21 protein-coding genes are annotated in these 18,227 nt (G+C 63.8%); 20 read left to right on the top strand and 1 reads right to left on the bottom strand.

Features of this window, described 5'->3' with window-relative positions:
• Positions 1-166 precede the first annotated feature (166 nt).
• The 10 genes from F7P65_RS16780 to F7P65_RS16735 all read left to right on the top strand — a co-directional run bounded on the left by F7P65_RS16780 (position 167) and on the right by F7P65_RS16735 (position 6,954).
• Positions 167-373 carry a hypothetical protein gene (locus F7P65_RS16780; RefSeq protein WP_150293668.1) on the top strand — a complete coding sequence of 69 codons (207 nt, stop codon included), beginning with the start codon at positions 167-169 and terminating at the stop codon, positions 371-373.
• Positions 374-616: 243 nt separating this feature from the next.
• The gene (locus tag F7P65_RS16775; RefSeq protein ID WP_420853323.1) at positions 617-2,311 is read left to right on the top strand and encodes a PRTRC system ParB family protein; all 1,695 of its coding nucleotides are present in this window, start codon (positions 617-619) and stop codon (positions 2,309-2,311) included.
• Positions 2,312-2,348: 37 nt separating this feature from the next.
• Entirely contained in the window at positions 2,349-2,777 is a 429-nt protein-coding gene (locus F7P65_RS16770) for a PRTRC system protein E (RefSeq protein ID WP_150293666.1), read from the top strand.
• Between the two features lie 42 nt (positions 2,778-2,819).
• Positions 2,820-3,026 carry a PRTRC system protein C gene (locus F7P65_RS16765; protein WP_086485683.1) on the top strand — a complete coding sequence of 69 codons (207 nt, stop codon included), beginning with the start codon at positions 2,820-2,822 and terminating at the stop codon, positions 3,024-3,026.
• Positions 3,027-3,028: 2 nt separating this feature from the next.
• Positions 3,029-3,253 carry a hypothetical protein gene (locus tag F7P65_RS16760; protein WP_150293664.1) on the top strand — a complete coding sequence of 75 codons (225 nt, stop codon included), beginning with the start codon at positions 3,029-3,031 and terminating at the stop codon, positions 3,251-3,253.
• A 172-nt stretch (positions 3,254-3,425) separates the two neighbouring features.
• On the top strand, positions 3,426-4,193 hold the full coding sequence (locus tag F7P65_RS16755; RefSeq protein WP_240334348.1) for a hypothetical protein: 768 nt from the start codon (positions 3,426-3,428) through the stop codon (positions 4,191-4,193).
• A 7-nt stretch (positions 4,194-4,200) separates the two neighbouring features.
• Positions 4,201-5,019, top strand: coding sequence for a PRTRC system protein B (locus F7P65_RS16750; RefSeq protein WP_150293661.1), 819 nt, complete (start codon positions 4,201-4,203; stop codon positions 5,017-5,019).
• Complete coding sequence (locus tag F7P65_RS16745) at positions 5,016-5,675, top strand: PRTRC system protein A (protein WP_150293659.1); 660 nt, start codon at positions 5,016-5,018, stop codon at positions 5,673-5,675. Before F7P65_RS16750 ends, F7P65_RS16745 begins: the two co-directional genes overlap by 4 nt.
• Positions 5,665-6,423: a PRTRC system ThiF family protein gene (locus tag F7P65_RS16740; RefSeq protein WP_150293657.1), complete on the top strand. Its 759-nt coding sequence runs from the start codon at positions 5,665-5,667 to the stop codon at positions 6,421-6,423. The genes F7P65_RS16745 and F7P65_RS16740 overlap by 11 nt, the downstream gene beginning before the upstream one ends.
• Before the next feature lie 123 nt (positions 6,424-6,546).
• Complete coding sequence (locus tag F7P65_RS16735; RefSeq protein WP_150293655.1) at positions 6,547-6,954, top strand: hypothetical protein; 408 nt, start codon at positions 6,547-6,549, stop codon at positions 6,952-6,954.
• 52 nt (positions 6,955-7,006) lie between these two features.
• Here F7P65_RS16735 and F7P65_RS16730 read toward each other — a convergent pair whose 3' ends face one another.
• On the bottom strand, positions 7,007-7,579 hold the full coding sequence (locus tag F7P65_RS16730; RefSeq protein WP_150293653.1) for a hypothetical protein: 573 nt from the start codon (positions 7,577-7,579) through the stop codon (positions 7,007-7,009).
• A gap of 206 nt (positions 7,580-7,785) precedes the next feature.
• On the opposite strand from F7P65_RS16730, the gene F7P65_RS16725 reads away from it, so the two are divergent.
• From F7P65_RS16725 to F7P65_RS16680, 10 genes are all read left to right on the top strand, one after another.
• A complete protein-coding gene (locus tag F7P65_RS16725; RefSeq protein ID WP_240334347.1) occupies positions 7,786-8,673 on the top strand; it encodes a Mom family adenine methylcarbamoylation protein in 888 nt (295 codons plus the stop codon).
• 103 nt (positions 8,674-8,776) lie between these two features.
• Positions 8,777-9,076, top strand: coding sequence for a hypothetical protein (locus F7P65_RS16720; RefSeq protein WP_150293651.1), 300 nt, complete (start codon positions 8,777-8,779; stop codon positions 9,074-9,076).
• A 289-nt stretch (positions 9,077-9,365) separates the two neighbouring features.
• Positions 9,366-10,604: a hypothetical protein gene (locus F7P65_RS16715; protein WP_150293649.1), complete on the top strand. Its 1,239-nt coding sequence runs from the start codon at positions 9,366-9,368 to the stop codon at positions 10,602-10,604.
• Between the two features lie 83 nt (positions 10,605-10,687).
• The gene (locus F7P65_RS16710) at positions 10,688-10,933 is read left to right on the top strand and encodes a hypothetical protein (protein WP_150293647.1); all 246 of its coding nucleotides are present in this window, start codon (positions 10,688-10,690) and stop codon (positions 10,931-10,933) included.
• Between the two features lie 85 nt (positions 10,934-11,018).
• A complete protein-coding gene (locus tag F7P65_RS16705; RefSeq protein WP_150293645.1) occupies positions 11,019-11,501 on the top strand; it encodes a hypothetical protein in 483 nt (160 codons plus the stop codon).
• Positions 11,498-11,857 (top strand): hypothetical protein, encoded by a 360-nt coding sequence (locus tag F7P65_RS16700; protein WP_150293643.1) that lies wholly within the window; start codon positions 11,498-11,500, stop codon positions 11,855-11,857. Before F7P65_RS16705 ends, F7P65_RS16700 begins: the two co-directional genes overlap by 4 nt.
• Positions 11,850-12,068 (top strand): hypothetical protein, encoded by a 219-nt coding sequence (locus F7P65_RS16695; protein WP_150293641.1) that lies wholly within the window; start codon positions 11,850-11,852, stop codon positions 12,066-12,068. The genes F7P65_RS16700 and F7P65_RS16695 overlap by 8 nt, the downstream gene beginning before the upstream one ends.
• A complete protein-coding gene (locus F7P65_RS16690) occupies positions 12,065-12,346 on the top strand; it encodes a hypothetical protein (protein WP_150293639.1) in 282 nt (93 codons plus the stop codon). The genes F7P65_RS16695 and F7P65_RS16690 overlap by 4 nt, the downstream gene beginning before the upstream one ends.
• A gap of 65 nt (positions 12,347-12,411) precedes the next feature.
• On the top strand, positions 12,412-12,888 hold the full coding sequence (locus F7P65_RS16685) for a hypothetical protein (protein ID WP_150293637.1): 477 nt from the start codon (positions 12,412-12,414) through the stop codon (positions 12,886-12,888).
• A 161-nt stretch (positions 12,889-13,049) separates the two neighbouring features.
• Positions 13,050-18,209 (top strand): helicase-related protein, encoded by a 5,160-nt coding sequence (locus F7P65_RS16680; RefSeq protein ID WP_240334346.1) that lies wholly within the window; start codon positions 13,050-13,052, stop codon positions 18,207-18,209.
• The last annotated feature ends 18 nt before the right edge of the window (positions 18,210-18,227 follow it).

Here is an 18,227-nt window from a genome sequence, read left to right as displayed (position 1 = left end):
TGGCTATTCACGCTGTTCCACGCGGATGAAAATCTGATCGCTCTCGCATGACCGCGCTCGATCCGGTGCGGATCACCGCGTCGCTTCTCCAGCTCCACCCTCACTTCTGCTCGGCCGCTTCGACCTTGGTCGGAGCTGCCCTTTTCGCTTTCGAAAGGAAGTCACCATGCAAGCATCTTCGCATATCGACCGCCAGCGCTTCGCCATCGAGATCGAGTTCGCCAGCGGGGGCGAACCCTATGCAACCGAAACCTACACCGTCGAGGCCACTGACTGGTATCGCGCCCAGCGAGACGCGTTGGAAATGTCGGTCAGCAGTCCCTACGACAATGTTCGCATCCCCGACCTGACCCGCCGCGTGATCACGCGGTAGCCAGCGACACCACTGCGGACAAAAGCGCGCGACGTCGGCGATGTCTCGCCGCTCGGCGCGCGCCAATTCCATGTGCAAGAAAGCGCCTGCCCCTCCTCCGAGCCACTCCCTGCGCCACCGGAGGGAAGGGGGGAGGGGTCTTGGTGGTCGGCTTGAGATTGCCGACATATCCGCCCCCTCGATGACCCGACCGGCATCGATTCCCCCGCCATCGCCGTCAACAGCCCGACCCGCCGCAGGCGCATGCGTGACCCGGCGCGGACGGCCCTGCCACATTCCATAAGGAGATCAGCCTTGAACGCTCCACAGCCGACCTGGCCCACTACGCTGCCGCTCTCCAAGATCGTAAAGGGGAAAAATCCCCGCCGTTTCTTCGATCCGAAAAAGCACGAAGAAATGGTAATCTCGATCGGCCTGCGCGGCGTTCTTCAGCCGCCCTTGCTCCGCCCCGCACCGGATGGTGCCGATGCCTTCGAACTTGTTGCCGGTGAGCGGCGATATAATGCTTCCCTGGAAGTCTATGGTCCCGACGGCAGGATCCCCGTGATCGTCCGCGAGATGACCGACCAGGAGGCTCTGGAAGCCGCGATCGCCGAGAACGACGACCGTGACGACCCTTCCGAAACCGAGCAGGCCGATGCCGCGGTTCGCTACCTCGCGGCGTGCCAGGGCGACCGCGCCGAAGCCGCGCGGCGGCTCGGGTGGTCTCGGGCCAAGCTCGATCGCCGGCTCGCACTCGCGGAACTCTGCGACGCCGCCAAATGCGCGCTCGATGAGCGCCGGATCAAGGTCGGACACGCCGAGTTGCTCGCTGCCGTGCCCGCCGACAAGCAGGAAAAAGCCCTCGAAACGATCCTGGACGCTGGCCTCGACGTGGCGAAGACCCTCAAGCTTCTCATGCGGGTCACGCAAAGCCTCGCCAATGCCTGTTTCGACAAGACCGAATGCCTCAACTGTCCGTTCAATTCCGGCGTGCAGCGCGTTCTTTTCGAGACCCATGTCGACGATGGGAGCTGCACCAATCCGACATGCTTCCAGTTGAAAACCGAAGCCGCCGAAACGATCCGTTTCGAGGAGCAGGAACGCGCTGCGAAGGCGGCAAGGACCGCGTCTCCTGCGGCTGCCGATCGCTCTGGGGATGACGAACAGGATGACCCCACCGACGAGACCGGCACCGACCATGAAGAGGACTCGGTCGAAACCGAGCCGTCGGTTGATGACGATATCGAAAAACCCTCACCCGCACCGTCGATCACGGCACCTTCGGCCGGCAGCGCCTCATCCGCGCACAAACCGGCCGTCACTGCGAAATCGATCGCACGTCGCACCACCGACCTTCGTGAGGCTACCTGGCGCACCGCGCTCGCCCGTGCGCTCGCAAGCAACGCCGGCCACGCACAAACCACGATCCTTGTCGCGGCGATGTCCGGCACGCTCTCGCAGATCAAAGCCGATACCCTGACATCCCGTGCCGGTTTGCTGGTCGGCGCTGCCTTCCCGGACCTCGATTACGGTGCGAAGATCACGACGATCAGGACGCTGCCCGACCGGCAGGCGGAAATCGTGCTTTCCGTCATCGGCGCCGCCTATGCGAAGGACGTCCTCACCTTCGATCATGTCGCCGATCTCGCCAGAGCCTTCGAGGTCGATCTGCGCGATACCTGGAAAGTCGATCAAGCCTTCCTTGAGCGATACACCAAGGAAGAGCTTAAGTTCATCGCCAACGAATGCGGCCTCGTTGCCCATATGGGACAGAAGGCCTTCGCAAAGCGCCTCGGTTCCAAGAAATCCGATCTCATCTCGAGCATGCTCAACGCGCTCGGGTTCGATTGGTCCGGGCGCCTGCCGAGCGCGATGACCCTCGACTGCACCTATGGGCCGCCCGCGGCGCCAGTCGCCCCGCAAGTCCAGGCTCCGGTTACGGACCTCGCGGCCTGACCGGATTCCACACTCTCCAACACAAGGACTGACCGCCATGCTGATTGCAAGCCTGCTTCCGCTGCTCAAGCGCTATTCGCTCGGCCTCGACCTCGTTGCCGGCCCCGATGACACCGTCACCCTCACCGTCATTCCCCGGAAGGCCGAAGGCGCGGGGGCCAAGCTCGAAGCCGGCGAGACCCGGCCGATCTCGATCACCGCCACCGCCGCGGAGATCGACGCAGAACTCGCCAAGGGGCCACACGGCGCGCTCGGAGATCTTATCGCCACGCGCAAGACGCTCGCCGACCAGCTCGCCGAACAGCGGGAAGCCGCCGAAGCCGCCAGAACCGCCGCCGCCGAAGCCGCCAAGGCGAAAGCTGCAACGGCGTCCAAGGCGACCTCTCCGACCAGCGCCGCGAAAGTGCCGGTGCGGACCAGTCCGCCGGCGGACGCCAAGCCGAACGAACCCGCTACCCTCTTCTGACCGACTTCGCTCGAACATTCCCACATCAGCCGGGAGGCACCCATGCAGATCAATCGTCTCACCCGCACCTACAGATATGACGGCATCGACCTTCCGGTCCCGCCGCACCTCGCCGATGACCTGGCCGCCCTACGCGCTTACCATGCCACGCTCTTTCCGGCGATCGTCAACGCCGAGATGGTGGACGCCGGCGTCTCGGGCACGGCCCATGTCACCGAATATCGTCGCGCCGTCGGAACCAAGGGCTGACCATGGCCGGCAGCAAGCACGCGGCCATCCCGGCCGCACCCCGCAAGACGCTCCTCCAATGGATCGGGTCCGACGATGGCGACACGACCGACTTCTCCCCACCTGCCTGCAACACGAGCATCCAGGTCCTCCACGCCCGGATGCTCGCCGACCCGGAAAACACGGGCGAGGGCCGCCCCGAACCGCTCGAGCCGCCCGCGTCCTTCGGGCTCCCGCCTCTCGGCTGATCTCGCGGGTCGATCCGTCGCGATATCCGATGCTGTTCCCACGCTCTTCGATCGTCCACTGGGCCCGCATCACAAACTCATCGGCGCCTGGGTTGCGGCGAGGGAAGCGTCGCCCAAGCAATATACGCGCGCGCAGGCCCGGCGGCGCATCGAACAAGTCTTCCGTGCGGCGGTGCTCGAGATCCTCGCACCGATCGAACTCGCCGATCTGCGGACGACGGTTCTGAAGGGCGAGGAGGGCGATCCACCCGCGATCGCCATCGTCTGCGACAGCATGGGACAGATCGACCTCGGTTGGATCGAGACCGGCGATGCTCCGATCGCCTGGCGTGCCGCTGTCTATCAAGAACTCGAGCAAACCCTGGGGATCGTTCTGCCGATCTTCGGCTACGATCACCTATTCGATGAAATTTCCATGTATTATTGGGACGGCGAGACCGATGACGAAGCGGCCCGTCGATGCATGATCGAATATCATGGCGTGGACGAAGGCGAAATCGATGAACAGTCGCTTCCGTCCACGATGAACGCCCGCCGTCCCGATTGGATGATCGCGGCGAACGCGGCACAGCCCGCGCAACTCCCCAGCGGCCTGCGGCAGAAGTTGCGGAGCCTCCGCCGCGCGCGCCGCGCCTTGAAGGGCCTGCAACCGGATCGCAATGCCTGGCACTGCGACATCGATCTTGTCTACCAGTACGTCCCCGGCTTCGAAGAAGCCTCCTCAGTGCCGCCACTGACGCTTGTGCCGTCAGAGCAGTTCGCTCGCGAACTCGACGATGTCGGCCGGAGCGGCATGGAAATGGGCTTCATGGACATAGCGGGACTTTGCCCGCTGACGGATCCGGGACGGATCGACGACTGGCTCACCTCATTGCGGCTCGGCGCGGAGTTCCTACTCGCCGCCCAAAACCTGATCGAACTCGACCCCACCAAATTGTGAGGCTGACATGCCCGACCATAGCACCTATTTCGAAGCGAGCGGCGGCGGCATGGTCCTGACCAATGCCATCCTGCTCTACCGCAGGGAAACGCAGCGGGGAGTCAGTTCCTACGGCGGGATCCGACGGGATGCACCCGCCTTCGCCAGCCTCCACGCTGTCGAGCACGATGATGAAGGCCAGCCCTCAATCGGGGCGGGCACCCCCTTGACGCGCGCCCATCTGCGCCACTGGACCGAAATGCTCGGCCGCACCGTCGTTCCCGAGATCCTGCCAGCCAATGCGCTGGTCGCCCATCCCGACATACTCGCATGGTGGATCCCGGCGCAGGTACGTTCCGCCTATTTCGCGTTATCCAGCCCGCCTGAGGGTCTGCGGGTCCTGTCCGAGCGCGTCGTTCTGCCGGTGCCGTACCCGGCCCATCTCTTCGTCGCTACCCGATCGGCGCTCGGCGTCTACGCGCTGCCTGCGGATGAGCGCCCCACCGCCCAAACCTCGCTGCTCCACTCGCCGATCCTCAATGTCTACAGGAATGGCCAGCTCTGCTGGGGAAACATCCCGAAGCCGAAATCACTGACGATCGCGACCATCCCGGAATTCGAGCGGGCGGTATTCGACTCCTGGTCGACGCACCCCAATGTGGGCCAGGACCTGACCGTCACCGGCAAGGGTGGTCTTGTCAAACTCTGGGATGACCTCGCTGCCCGACGTGCTGTCCGCTTCCCCACCAAGCGGCTCAGGCCCCTTCTTGCCGGTCCGGCATCGCGAGGATCTGCGGCCGAGCCAGTCACTGTCGGCAGGCTTATCGCGGCCAGCACACGGCCATGAGCTTGCTCGCCGACGATCCGACAGCGGCCGCGGTGCTCGCCGCCGTACCCTGCTACCCGGTCCCGCCCCAGGGGCGATCGCCCGCCCTCGATGCGCTCCGTGATGCACGCGCCGGACACGGTCTGGCGATCGGGAACGATGGCGTGATGCTCATCCTGCGCCGGCCCTGGCTCGCGCTCGATATTAACGTCACGCCGCCGATCTCCGCCTATGTCCCCTATGGAAGCGTGGGCGAGCCAAGGGCCGACCTCTTGTGCGGACTCATCCCGCACGAGCTTCTCGAGCGGGTTGTCGATCACTTCCGAGCGGCACTCCCCAACGAGGCGGCGGCCTTCGTGCTCTGGAACGAGGCGGCCAAGGCGTTCGCGTTGCATTTTCCCGACATTGACGAGGCGACACCCTCGCGCCTCATCTATCGATCGCCGGTCCTGCAGCCCGGTTGGCACTTGATCAGCGACATCCACAGCCACGCTGTGGGACCGGCCTATTTCAGCGCCACCGACAATGCCGACGACGCTTTTGCGACGAAGATCGCGCTGGTCATCGGTCGGCTCAACGACCCGGACGGACCGCAGATGGCATCACGCCTCTGCGCCAACGGCATGTTCCTGCCCCTTCCGCGCAGTCCGTTCTCAGGAGAGTCCCATGCAGCCTGACACCAACGACCGCCACTATCTTCCCTCCGCCTTTGACAATCGCCCGATCAAGATCCTGCTTGTCGGCTGCGGAGGGAACGGCGCCCAGATGCTGATGGGGCTCGCCTCGCTCGACACGGCACTGCGGGCGATCTCCTCCCGATCGCTACACGTCACCGTGGTCGATGACGATACCGTGAGCGAAGCCAATCTCGGCCGCCAGCCCTTCTACCGGTGTGACCTCGGAAATTCCAAAGCCCGCACGCTGACGGAACGGATCAACCTCGCGCATGGCCTGTCCTGGGACGCCGTTCACGGTCGCGCGCCCGCGGCGATTGGCGTCGACGACGCGGACATCCTCATCACCTGCGTCGATACGGCCTCGGCTCGCCGCGCGCTCGGCGCCGCTATCACGAAGGGCAGGGCCGCTCCATCCTACTGGATGGACCTCGGCAATCGCGCGACCGACGGACAATATCTGATCGGCTGCCCGGGGCGTGGCGGCGCCCAGGCTGGCCCGCGCCTTCCGACGGTGCTTGAATATTTCCCGGAACTTGCCGACGACAGCCTGGCCGACGACGACGCACCGTCCTGTTCGGTCGCAGAAGCGCTCGAGCGCCAGTCCCTGTTCGTCAACCGTGTGCTGGCGAGCCACGCCCTCTCGCTGCTGTTCGATCTCCTCGGACGCGGTTCGATCGGCCACGTCGGCGCCTTCCTCAACCTCGCGCGCGGGCAAGCCGTCCCGATACCGCTACCGCGAGCCGACTGAAGCCGCGCGCCTGACAGGACACGCGTCCTGGGCAACGACACCGCCTTCGTCTTCCAGTCGGATTGCCCACCTGCGGCCGCGACGGAACGCAGACCTCCACAAGCTTTTGGAAGGAGAACGTGCATGACGCACATCACCGAGAATGGCTGGACGCTTCACTACACCATCGGCCGCGAACTGGCCGCCGCCGTAGAACCGGGCGACACGGTTCATTTGCCGACTGGCCATGGCGCACGGATCGTCCTTAGCGGGCGAGCGCCCCAGCGGATCAATGACTGCGGCGGCGTGATCGTCAATGATCCCAATAGCGAAATCACCGGCGAGCGCGAGCTACGGCCATCTGCCTTGGGCATGGTTTGGATCAGCGCTGCCGACGGCTGGTCAGAGCTTCCTCGTGCGGCCAGGCAATCCCCGCCGCGCTACTGCGCCGACGCGGTGCAACAGCAAATCGAGCGCGATCGCCGACGCCACCGGATCAGCAAGAAGGAAGAACAGCTGATTCATGCGCTGCTGAAGGGCCGCAGCGCGTGATCGATCGTGTCGCCCTCGCCATGCAGAAGCGGCCGATGCTTCTTGGTTGTTCCTAATGATCAGAGAGATTCAGAAACTGAACCGGATGCGCCGCGAGATACTCCCCGATCTGATGATCCCGAAAAGTCTCAGGGCGCTGAAACACTAGCGCGAAGCCGCGCTTTGCGGCCTTCATCTCGGCGATCATGCGCACGATGTCGCGCCTATCATGCGCTTGGGTTTCGTCGATCGAGAACAAGCCCGACGGGACCTGCTCGGAGGGAATACCTGCGCCAGGCTCCAATCCCGACCGGGAGTTGTCGATGATGCTGTCCGGCGTCAGTCGTTCAAGTAAGGACGTCTTCCCGGTCAGCGCGCTCCCGGTGATGACCAGAACACCGCCGTCGTCCATGTAGCCGCGCAACTGCCGGTGGATGTCCTGCCACTCGCGGCTGTCCTGTCTGCAACCGGGCGCAGCGACGCTATGCCATCGCCAATGACTGAACGGGACTGGCACGCTTCTGATTTTCTTCCAGGCATCGTAGACCCGCGAAACAGTCTCGATGCTGACATAGGACCGAAATTTGTCGATCGCCTCGGACGATCCGCCATAATCCGCCAGCCATGCCGGGGGTGTCGTCACCATGTGCGAATCCTCCTTCCATACGCAATGAATAAGAGGCGCGAGAAACGGCGTCCAAACGATTTACTTTGCGTCGATCCTCTTTAGCCGCGTGGGACATCGCTTGGTCGAAGACGGACCTGGTGCGACTTGGCGCTGTGATCGATCTTTCTAGCCGTCATCAAAGCGTTAAACCGGCGGGAGGGGAGAGGGAGGGAGATGGTGATCCAATGGAGATTGCCACCATGCTCACCACCCGCAGCCAGCGCTGGCGCGACCGCCGCTGCCGCTGGATTCCCAACGCCGCGGAAATCGACCCCAAGCGCCTCGCTGTCGATGTCATCAGCACAAAGTATCAGGCGGCTGCCTTCGTGCGGGCGCATCATTATACGGCCTCGATGCCCGTCGCGCGGCTTTCGGTGGGCCTCTTTGCTGACGGCAAGGGCGGTCGCCCCGAGCTGGTCGGGGTCTGCGTCTTCTCGCACCCGGTCAACAATGCCAGCGTGCCAAAGAGCGCGGGCCTCCCTGATCCACGCACGGCTTGCGACCTAGGGCGTCTCGTTATCAGCGATTCCCAGGGAGGTAACGCCGAGACTTTCCTGATCGCCAGAGCGTTCCGGCTTCTGCGGCGCGAGAAGCCTGAAATCCTTTCGGTCATCTCCTATGCAGATCCCGTGCGACGCATCGACGCCGATGGCCGAGTTGTTCTACCAGGGCATTGCGGCCTCATCTATTGCGCGGCGGGCAGCCAATATTCGGGAAGATCGAGCCCGCGCACGGACCTGATTTTGCCCGATGGCCAGCCAATCTCTTCACGCGCCATATCCAAGATACGCAACGCGGAGTGCGGTCAGCGCTACGCGATGGACGCACTCCTCGAGGCCGGGGCGAGGCCGCCGCGTTTCGGCGAAGACCGGGCAGATTGGCTCAGAGACCTTGAGCGCACTGGGTTCCTGCGCAGACGGCGCCACCCCGGCTGCCACACCTATTTATTTCCTTTGACCAAGGCAGCCCGGATCGCCGCCCGCAAGGTTCCGAGCCTGCCTTACCCGCTGCTCGATCGCGCGGCGACCGAAGGTGACGTCACCGCATTACCGTTGTTGGCTCATGCCGCCTGAGCGCGGCGATACTAAGGAAGTGCCCCATCTGGTGGCGCAATGCGCGACTATTATGATTTTCCGAGCGCTCAGAATGATAAAGTGCTGACGAAGGAGGACCAAGATGCCGTTCCGCGAAGGTCATATCTATCCACTCAGGAATCCAGAGCGGTTTATCGCGGCATTGGGCGAGATCACTCACAATCGCCGAACGCCTCTTCTCGGTATTGCCCTTGAGCTGCCGTCCAGCGCATTCAATCACGCGCTTCTGGCATACTATGGCCCAATTCCGACGGATGCGGTCACGCATGACGCCTTCATCACGACTGACCAAGGCGATGTGCATCCGAACATGGATAAACCGATTTCCATCCATCTCGACGACGTCGTGTTGGAGGAAGGCCGGATCCTTCGGCGCGAGTGATCCAACGTCCCTTTCATCGGTGATTTCCGGACGCTGATGACGATAATATCGTCGAAACAGCCGGGTGCGCTTCCTGCACGCTGCCGCCCGGTCACGGCCACAACACGACGGATCCAGGAACGAACCTAGTTTCATGTTTCTAATTCCCCTAGTGAAGACAGTCTGGATCTCGGCCCGAAGGTTCAAGCCTGCCTATCCGGTCCTAGATCGCGCCACGACGCAAGGCGATGTGACCGCGCTCCTGCTGCTTCACCTCGCAGCTTGAGAAACCGCACAAAGGATTCTCGACATGACCGACATCTTCGACCCCGCCGTTGCGGGGTGCTGGATGGCGCGCGGCCGTCCGGCTCACCATGCCCACGCGATTGCCGAGGCGTGGCGATGCTTCCCCGATCTCCCGAACGACGCTCCGCTGGACGCCCGCATGGCGCGGACCCGCGAGCGCGTGCAGATGCTTCGACCGCTCCATGAGGCCATCAGCCTGGAAACCGAGTTGCAGCGCAGGGCCGCGAACTTCGCCTTTGTCGAGCGCCAAATCGTACAAGGCAGCACCGACAGCCGCCATGCCACGATCCTCCATGCCCGCGATGTTCACGGCTATGATTGGGACGCCGCCTATGCTTATGCCGAAGGCCAATATGCCGCTCGCGCGGGATGGGTGTCACGGCCCCCGTCACCGCCCCGATCGGGCCAGCCGGACGACCGCCGCCTCGCTTACCACCAGGGGTTTCTCGATGGCGGCGGCCAGCCCGACGATGTCTTCGACGTCGCCCGACGATCTTTTGTGGCCGATCGGCCCGAGCCCATGCAGACAGACAGCCTGCAACTTGCACGACCGCTTCCCAGCCAATGGCCGAGCCCGACCGATGTCCCGCCGCCGGTCTCATGGCATCGGCGCCTGCTCCTCCTCGGAGCATCCGAACTCGCCGAAGGAACGATCGGTATCCTCGCGATGCTGCACGAGCGGCCCGGACAGGAAGGCGCGACGCTGCTCACGATCGACAAGGAGTCCGGTCTCCAATCGCTATCGATACCGACCGGACCGGCGGCCATCGATGGCGTCGTGCTCCGCGAGCAACTGCGCCGGGGCGACTATTCCGATATTCTGATCGTTGCCGACGACGCGGAACTCGCTCGCATCGACGCCGATGCCAACATCCTGCCGCTCGCCCGAACCATGGAACGCACGCGCAATTCCGTGCTCCAACAGCGTGCGCAATTCCGCCACTGGCTCGCACGCGGCCGCGCTTTCGGCGACCAGTTCGCCGCCGGACATATCCGCTGGAGCAAGATGGCTGCCGGACTATCGGGGCGGCTTGGAGATTTCACCGCGCGCTATGCGGGGCCTGCGAAACCACGCGGTCACCGTATCGTGGTCGAAGATGCAAACGGCGGGCCGGCGTTCGGCTATCGCACGGCGCTTGGCCGGGAACTCCACCCGGAGATCGTGATCGGGAACAAGGGCCATGCTCGCAGCGCGATGGCCGACTTGCTGCGTCAATATGCCGCATCGCTTCGCCTCGGTTGATGGCAAGCCCCCGCGAGATTGCCAGCCAGGCACCCTTGCCGCTGGGAACGTCATCAAGCCTACCTGCCGATAAGGAAACCTCCATGCCCAATCTGCGATCCGTCCGTTCGCTATGCGATCGGCGCTACACCGTCGCACCCGAATTTTGCGGTCTGGCCGAGCGATGTTTCGTTGCCCGCTTCTGCGGCGATTGGCTCGGCCGATCCGCGACCCGCGCCGGCGCTGTCGCGATCAACCGCGCACATGCGACCCTCGAACGCGCGCGCCTGTCACTCGCACAGGCGCAAGCTGACCTCGACCTCGCCATCACGCGCGGCCGCGAAAGCTGACGCGCGACCTTTCCCCAAACGCATCCACGCCAGTCTGTTCCAGCCCGCCGCTTGTCGAGCGGGGGGCCAACCTATGGAGGCTTTCATGGCCAATCGTGTTTCCGCATCCATCCGACTGGGAGGGGCGCTCCCACCGGCCGCCTATGAGGAATTGGCAGGGATCATCCTCGCCAAGCGCCTGTCGATCGAATGGGACGGCGAACCCTTCGACCCCTCCCATCGCACGCCCGGCGAGCCGCTCGACCTTTATGCCCACGAGGTGATCGGCGGACGGTTCCAGGAACTCGAAGACAGGTGCGTCGAGCTCAAGCTGCCCTTTGTCCGCTTATGTGACGGCTATCTCGCCGAGTGGAACCCCGAGCGTGTCGTTTTCACCGGCGAAGGCGAGCCTGCATCCTATCCGGCCGATGAAGCCGGCCATGTCGTCATGAACCGGGGAACTGCCGAGCGGCTCGGCTCGCTCGAAGCGATCATCGCCTGGTTCGACGCTGCGGATTTTCGCGTGCCGCCCCTGATCGTCGAGGGCGATCCGGTCGACGCCTCACGCCAGGAAAGGAGCCAATCATGACAATCCAGCGCAAGGTGCTTGTCGTCATGCGATCAAGCCATCTTCACACCGAACTGGTCGAGGTGACCGCCAAGGTGAACGTCATCGGCGACGTCATGAATCCCAAGGTCGAAGCCGATCTCGCGGATATCGAGATGCAGGCGCGCAAATCCCTGCGCCGCCGGGAGCCGCTGCCGGGGCAAACACAGCCCGGCTTTGGTCCTTGGTACGATCCCGAAAACGCCTTCGAAGTCGACTTCATGCTCTGCGCGCCCGTTGACGCGGCAATGAACCGAGGCCGCATCGTCGTGGTCGAACAGGTCGCGACCGACACGGTCCATCGCTGGGGCAAGGGACGGGAGACGAACGATGGCTAGATATCAGGTCGAGGTGAAGGCCTTCATCACCGTCGTCGTCGATGCGGAGGCACCCGGCGAGGCGCGCCAACGCGCCGATCACTTTGTCGAATGGCTCTCTCCCACAATCGAGCAGATCGACGATTATAGCGACGATCACGAGCCGATCGACACCGACACCGGCCCGTTCAGCGTCGATGGTGAGAGCTGCGTCGAGGAGGTCGGCGGATGAGCAAAATCCACCATGTCCACGTCTATACGACGATCAGGGTCAAGGTCGCCGTGACTGCCGACGACCACACGGACGCAATGCGGCAAGCCGAGGCAATCGTGGGCAGGGGCGTCTTCCCCGTTCGCCTGTTGCCCCATTCTGCGGCCGTGCTCGATGCCCAGCCGGCTGAGGAAATCACCGCTTATCTGGTCGACGAAGCGGACGATCCCGAGTTCGAGAATAGCTGCTCCTACGGCCCGGATTACCGCCCCGAGGAGACGCAGGACGGCCAACACTAATCGCATGGAGGGAAGGGGGAGAGGGGAAGGGGCTCCGCTCGGTGGAGCGGTCAGGAGCCTTCCCCATGCTCATCGAACTACGAAACGTCCACTATAGCGCCGCCCTGTCGCAGGAGACCGCCGCTTATACCGCCGACATCTGGATCGACGGCGAACTGGCCTTCCATGCCCGCAACGAGGGCACGGGCGGCGCGGACTTCTATCATCGGGTCGGCCGGTGGACAGAAGCCGAAGTCGACGCTTGGCTCAAGGCGAACCGGCCCCAACGCTCGTTGGGCGACTTCGCCTGCGATCATGATCTCGAACTCGAGGTGAGCGATCTTCTTACCCGAGCGGTCGAAGGCCGCCGGTTGAGGCGCCTGCTCCGCACCAACCTGATCACGATCGAGAACGGTCAGATCCTGCAATATCCCCTGCGAAAACGGCCGCTGGCGATCGTCGCGCGCGCAGTTCGTGCGACCAACCCCGAAGTCGTCATCGTCAACGACGCCGGTGAGGACGTCCTCACACGCGCCCTCGACCTGCTCCTCTCGGGGCGCTGACGCGACCAAGGCCCCGCTCGCGGGCGAGGCCTCTCAGCCACGGCGCCATCGAGGCGCGCATTTTCGTCTCCCAGTTCTCTCGGCCCCGCCGCGGTCCGGCCCCCTTCGGGATCCGGGCTGCCGCGCCGCGCCCGCGAAACCTCCAGAAGAGGAAGCACCCCATGCGAAACAGTGCATCCGCGCTGGCTCTCCAGCTGAGCCTCGACTTCGACCAGATCGTTGCCTGTGCCAGCGAGGCCATCGCCCGCGACAGCGGGCAAGCGACGCTCACGGCACCGACCGCGATCGACTTCATCGGTCGCGCGTTGCCCGTCCGATCGTTGGATTTCTCGTTCGCCGCGGCCCGGACCCTGGCGCCCTCCTGGAAGGGCCGCGCACAGGACAATGTCGAGGCGATCAAGCTTCTCAACCTGCTGGACCGCGAACAAAGGCCAGCCACGGCGGAAGAGCAAAGCCGTATCGCCAGATTTATCGGCTTCGGCGCGTCCGAGCTTGCGAACAATATCTTCGCCGATCGCTCGGACGGATTCCGCGATGGCTGGGAAGACCTCGGCCAGAGCCTGATCGCCGAAACGACCGAGCGCGAGCTCCAGTCGCTCAAGCGCGCAACGCAATATGCCCATTACACGCCCGAATATATCGTCCGGGCAATGTGGGACGCCGCCCGCATCCTTGGCTTCACCGGGGGCCAGATCCTCGAGCCGGGATGCGGCAGCGGCCTCTTCATGGGGCTCCGGCCGGATCATCTCTCCGACGACACGGTTTTCGTCGGCATCGAGAACGATCCCGTCACCGCCCGGATCGCAAGCGCGCTCTATCCCAAGCAGGTCATCCGCTGCATCGACTTCGACAAGGCGTCGCTGCCGGCCGACTTCGACCTCGCAATCGGCAATCCGCCTTTCTCGAACCTCACCATCCAGAACAAGACGCAGCTCGGTCGCCTCGGCCTCTCGCTCCATGACTTCTTCATCGCGAAGGCGCTCGAGCAGCTTCGTCCGGGCGGCATCGCGCTATTCGTGACCTCGCGATACACGCTCGACAAGAGCGACCCGAAAGCCCGCCTCCATATAGAGTCCATCGCCGACTTCCTGGGAGCGGTGCGCCTTCCGAGCAAGGCCATGAAGGAAGAAGCCGGCACCGACGTCGTCGTCGACATCCTGCTCTTCAAGAAGCGCGCGTCCAATGCGCCATTTGCCGTGCGAAACTGGATCGACCTCGCCGAGATTCCCGACAGCGACGAAGGCTTCGGGCCTCTCCGGATCAACAGCTACTTCCTCGACCACCCCCATCACGTCCTCGGGGTCCATCAATGGCGAAGCGGCCAGTTCGGCATGGAATATTCCTGCGCGGCCGAGCCAGACATCGAACTGGGAACCGCGCTCGCGTCCACCCTGTCGGCGATCGCATCGAAACACGAGGGCACCCACAGCGCGATCGACCGCGCGACATCGCTGCGCGACAAGCTCGATGTCGCCGCGGACGTTGCAGTCGGCACCGCGGCCGACGAAGCTGACTTCAAGGAAGGCAGCTATCTCGTTTCGAGCGGCATCCTGCACCAGATCGTCGACGGGGTTCCCACCGAAGTCAGCATCAAGACCGGGCGCGGCGACAGCGGCCTGTTCCAGAAGCACGCCAACATCATCAGGGGCCTGATCCCCATCCGTGACGCCGTCCGGGCGATCCTGCGCGCGCAGCTCAATGACCGACCCTATGCCGGCCTGCAAGAAACGCTGCTCGACCACTACCGGCGCTTCATCAAGAAGCACGGGCCGATCAACCGGACGATCACCAGCATCCGCATCGATCCGGAGACCGGCGCCGAAAAGGAATATCAGCGCCGCCCGAACCTCCAGCCCTTCCTCGATGACCCCGACGTCTGGCTGGTGGCCTCGATCGAGAGTTACGACGAGGCCAGCGATGCCGGCACCCCCGGCGCGATCTTCACCGAACGAGTCGTCAAGCCCCCGGTGGTCCAGGAAATCCACTCGGCGCAGGACGCCCTTGCGCTGTCACTCCATGATCGCGGGCGCGTCGATGTCTCCCTGATCGCCGGATTACTCGGCGTCACTGAAGCAGAAGCGCTCGCGGACCTCGCGGACGACGTCTACCTCGACCCGCTCCGCAGCACGCCGCATTTCGATCATTGGGTGTCGGCCGACGAAGCCCTTTCCGGTCCGGTCCGTACCAAGCTCGCCCTGGCGCGCGAGAAGGCCGAAACCGATCCGCGGTTCGCAGCCACCACAACCGCGCTCGAGGCAGTCCAGCCGGTCGACCTCAAGCCGAGCGAGATCACCGCGCGTCTTGGCGCTCCCTGGATCCCCGTGGACGTCATCGAGACGTTCGTCGCCGAGACCATGGAGGTCACCACCCGCATTCATCACACGGTAGCTGTCGCGAGCTGGACGGTCGACAAGGCGCCGTTCCTCGGACATGTCAGCTCGACCTCGATCTGGGGCACCGCGCGCCGCGGCGCAGCCGACCTGCTGGAAGACGCCCTCAACTCGCACATCCCCAAGATCTACGATGTCCACCGGGATGCGGACGGTTCCGAGCGCCGCGAACTTAACACGACCGACACCGAAGCGGCGAAAGAGAAGCTCGCGGCGATCAAGTCGACCTTCGAGACGTGGGTCTGGCAGGAAAGCGAGCGCGCCGATCGACTGGTCCGGATCTACAACGACGCCTTCAACAACCTCGTGCCGCGAACTTTCAACGGCAAGCATCTGAAGCTGCCGGGCGCATCGACAACGATCCGCATGCGCGATCACCAGAAGCGTGTCGTCTGGCGGATCGTCGCCGCGGGTTCGACCTACGTCGCTCACAGCGTCGGCGCCGGAAAGACATTCAGCCTCTGCGCCGCCGTCATGGAGCAGCGCCGTCTCGGCCTTGCCAACAAGCCGATGATCGCGGTGCCCAATCACTGCCTCGCACAGATAGCGCGCGAATTTCTGATGCTCTATCCCACGGCCCGGATCCTCGTTGCCGACGACACGAACTTCGTGAAGGAAAAGCGCCAGCGGTTCCTGGCACGCGCGGCCACCGGCAACTGGGACGCGATCATCATCACGCATGATGCGTTCAAGTTCATCCCGACGCCGACCGCGTTCGAGAAGAACCTGATTGAAGATCAGCTCGCGAGCTACGAAGTGCTGATCACGGGCATCGACAACGAGGATCGCGTTTCGCGCAAGCGCGTCGAGCGCCTCAAGGAAGGGCTCAAGCAGCGGCTCGAAAATCTGCAGGCCCGCAAGGACGATCTCGTGCATATCGGCGAGATCGGCATCGACCAGATCCTTGTCGACGAGGCCCAGCAGTTCCGCAAGCTGACCTTTGCGACGAACCTCGGCGACCTGAAGGGCGTCGATCCGGCGGGTTCGCAGCGCGCCTGGGACCTCTATGTGAAGACCCGCTATCTGGCCGGCATCAACCCCGGACGCGAACTGATCCTCTCCTCCGGCACGCCTATCACCAACACGCTTGGCGAAATGTACACGCTCCAGCGGTTCATGCAGCCCGACGAGCTCCAGGCAAAAGGCATGCACGAGTTCGACGCCTGGGCGGCGAATTTCGGCGACACGCGCACCGAGCTCGAACTGCAGCCGAGCGGCAGCTACAAGCCGGTCACACGCTTCTGCGAATTCGTGAACGTCGCCGACCTGATGGCGATGTACCGCAGTGTCGCGGACGTCGTGCTCAAGGACGATCTTCGCCAATATGTCCGCCTTCCGACCATCAAGGGCGGTAAGCGCAAGATCATCGTCGCAAAGTCCGGCGCGCCCTTCAAAGCCTATCAGCGAGTGCTGGCCGGCCGCATCAAGGCCATCGAAAACCGCAGCGGGCGGCCGCAGAAGGGCGACGACATTCTCTTGTCGGTGATCACCGACGGTAGGCACTCCGCCATCGATCTACGCTTCGTCGACCCAGGGACGGGCAACGAGGAGGGCAACAAGCTCAATCTCCTGATCGAGAATGCCTATCGCATCTGGAAGGAGACGGCCGACAATCGCTACACCGACCCGGAAACCGGCAAGCCCTATCCGCTGCCGGGTGCCGTGCAGATGATCTTCTCGGATCTCGGCACGGAGGCCGCTCTCGAAACCCGCGGCTTTTCGGCTTATGTCTGGATCCGCGATCGATTGGTCGAGATGGGCGTCCCAGCCGACCAGATCGCGTTCATGCAGCACTACAAGAAGAACAGCGCGAAGCAGCGCCTGTTCAACGACCTTAACCAGGGGCGAAAGCGCTTCGTCCTTGGCTCGACTGCCACGATGGGCACGGGCGTCAATGCCCAACAGCGGCTGATAGCCCTACATCACCTGGATGTCCCCTGGCTTCCCTCGGATATCGAGCAGCGTGAGGGCCGGATCGAGCGCCAGGGCAATCAGAACGACGAAATCGAGCTTTATGGCTACGCGACCAGTGGCTCGATGGATGCCACCAACTGGCAGATGCTCGAGCGCAAGGCGCGCTTCATCGCCATGGCTATGTCGGGCGATCGCTCCATTCGCCGGATCGAAGACGTGGGCTCCAACGTCAATCAGTTCGCTCTGGCGAAGGCGCTCGCTTCCGGTGACGACCGCCTGATGAAGAAGGCCGGGCTCGACGCCGAAGTGGCGCGGCTCCTGCGACTGCGCGACGCCCACATCGACGACCAGTATAATATCCGCCGGACGATCAAGCGAACGACCGATGAAATCGATAGCGGGCGTCGGCAGATCGCCTTGCTGGAATCCGACATCGCGCAGCGCGTTCCTACCGATGATGATGCGATCATTTTCGAGACCGATGGCAGGACCATGACCGATCGCAAGGCCGTCGGCGAGCATATCCTCCGTCTGGCGAACCAGATGCGCTTGCGCAGCGCCCCGGCTCGCTGGTTGCTCGGAACCTTCCACGGTTTCGAGCTGGAGATTTTGGGCAGCGACGACAGAAATGATGAGGGCGAGCGGTGTATTTCGAGCGCCGCCGTCATCCAGCACCACGGCGAGCATCGCGGCTTCGAAGTCACCGAGAAGACGCGGCCGGGCACAGTGATCGGCCGGATCGAGTCTTCCATTCGCAATCTCGACACCGAACTCGCCAACCTCAGGACCAGCCTCGAAGTCGCTGAGCGACGACTCCCGGCGTTCGAGGCGCGCCTTGGTCAGGACTTCTCCGACACCGCGTTGCTGGAAGAGAAACTTCAGGAACTGGCCGACCTCGAAGCCGAGCTGGCAAACACCAAGGGCGAGTTCGACCCTGGCAACGACAACGCGCCCTTGACCGGCCTTGGCGAAAATCAGGGCGAGTTGCTGTCGGCCCCGGCCATCTCCGCAGCCTGATCGGCGGGAAAGCGGCCT

It is taken from the genome of Sphingobium estronivorans, assembly GCF_008692605.1.
GTDB classification, from domain to species: Bacteria; Pseudomonadota; Alphaproteobacteria; order Sphingomonadales; family Sphingomonadaceae; genus Sphingobium; species Sphingobium estronivorans.
This window is presented reverse-complemented; position numbering and strand designations above follow the sequence as displayed.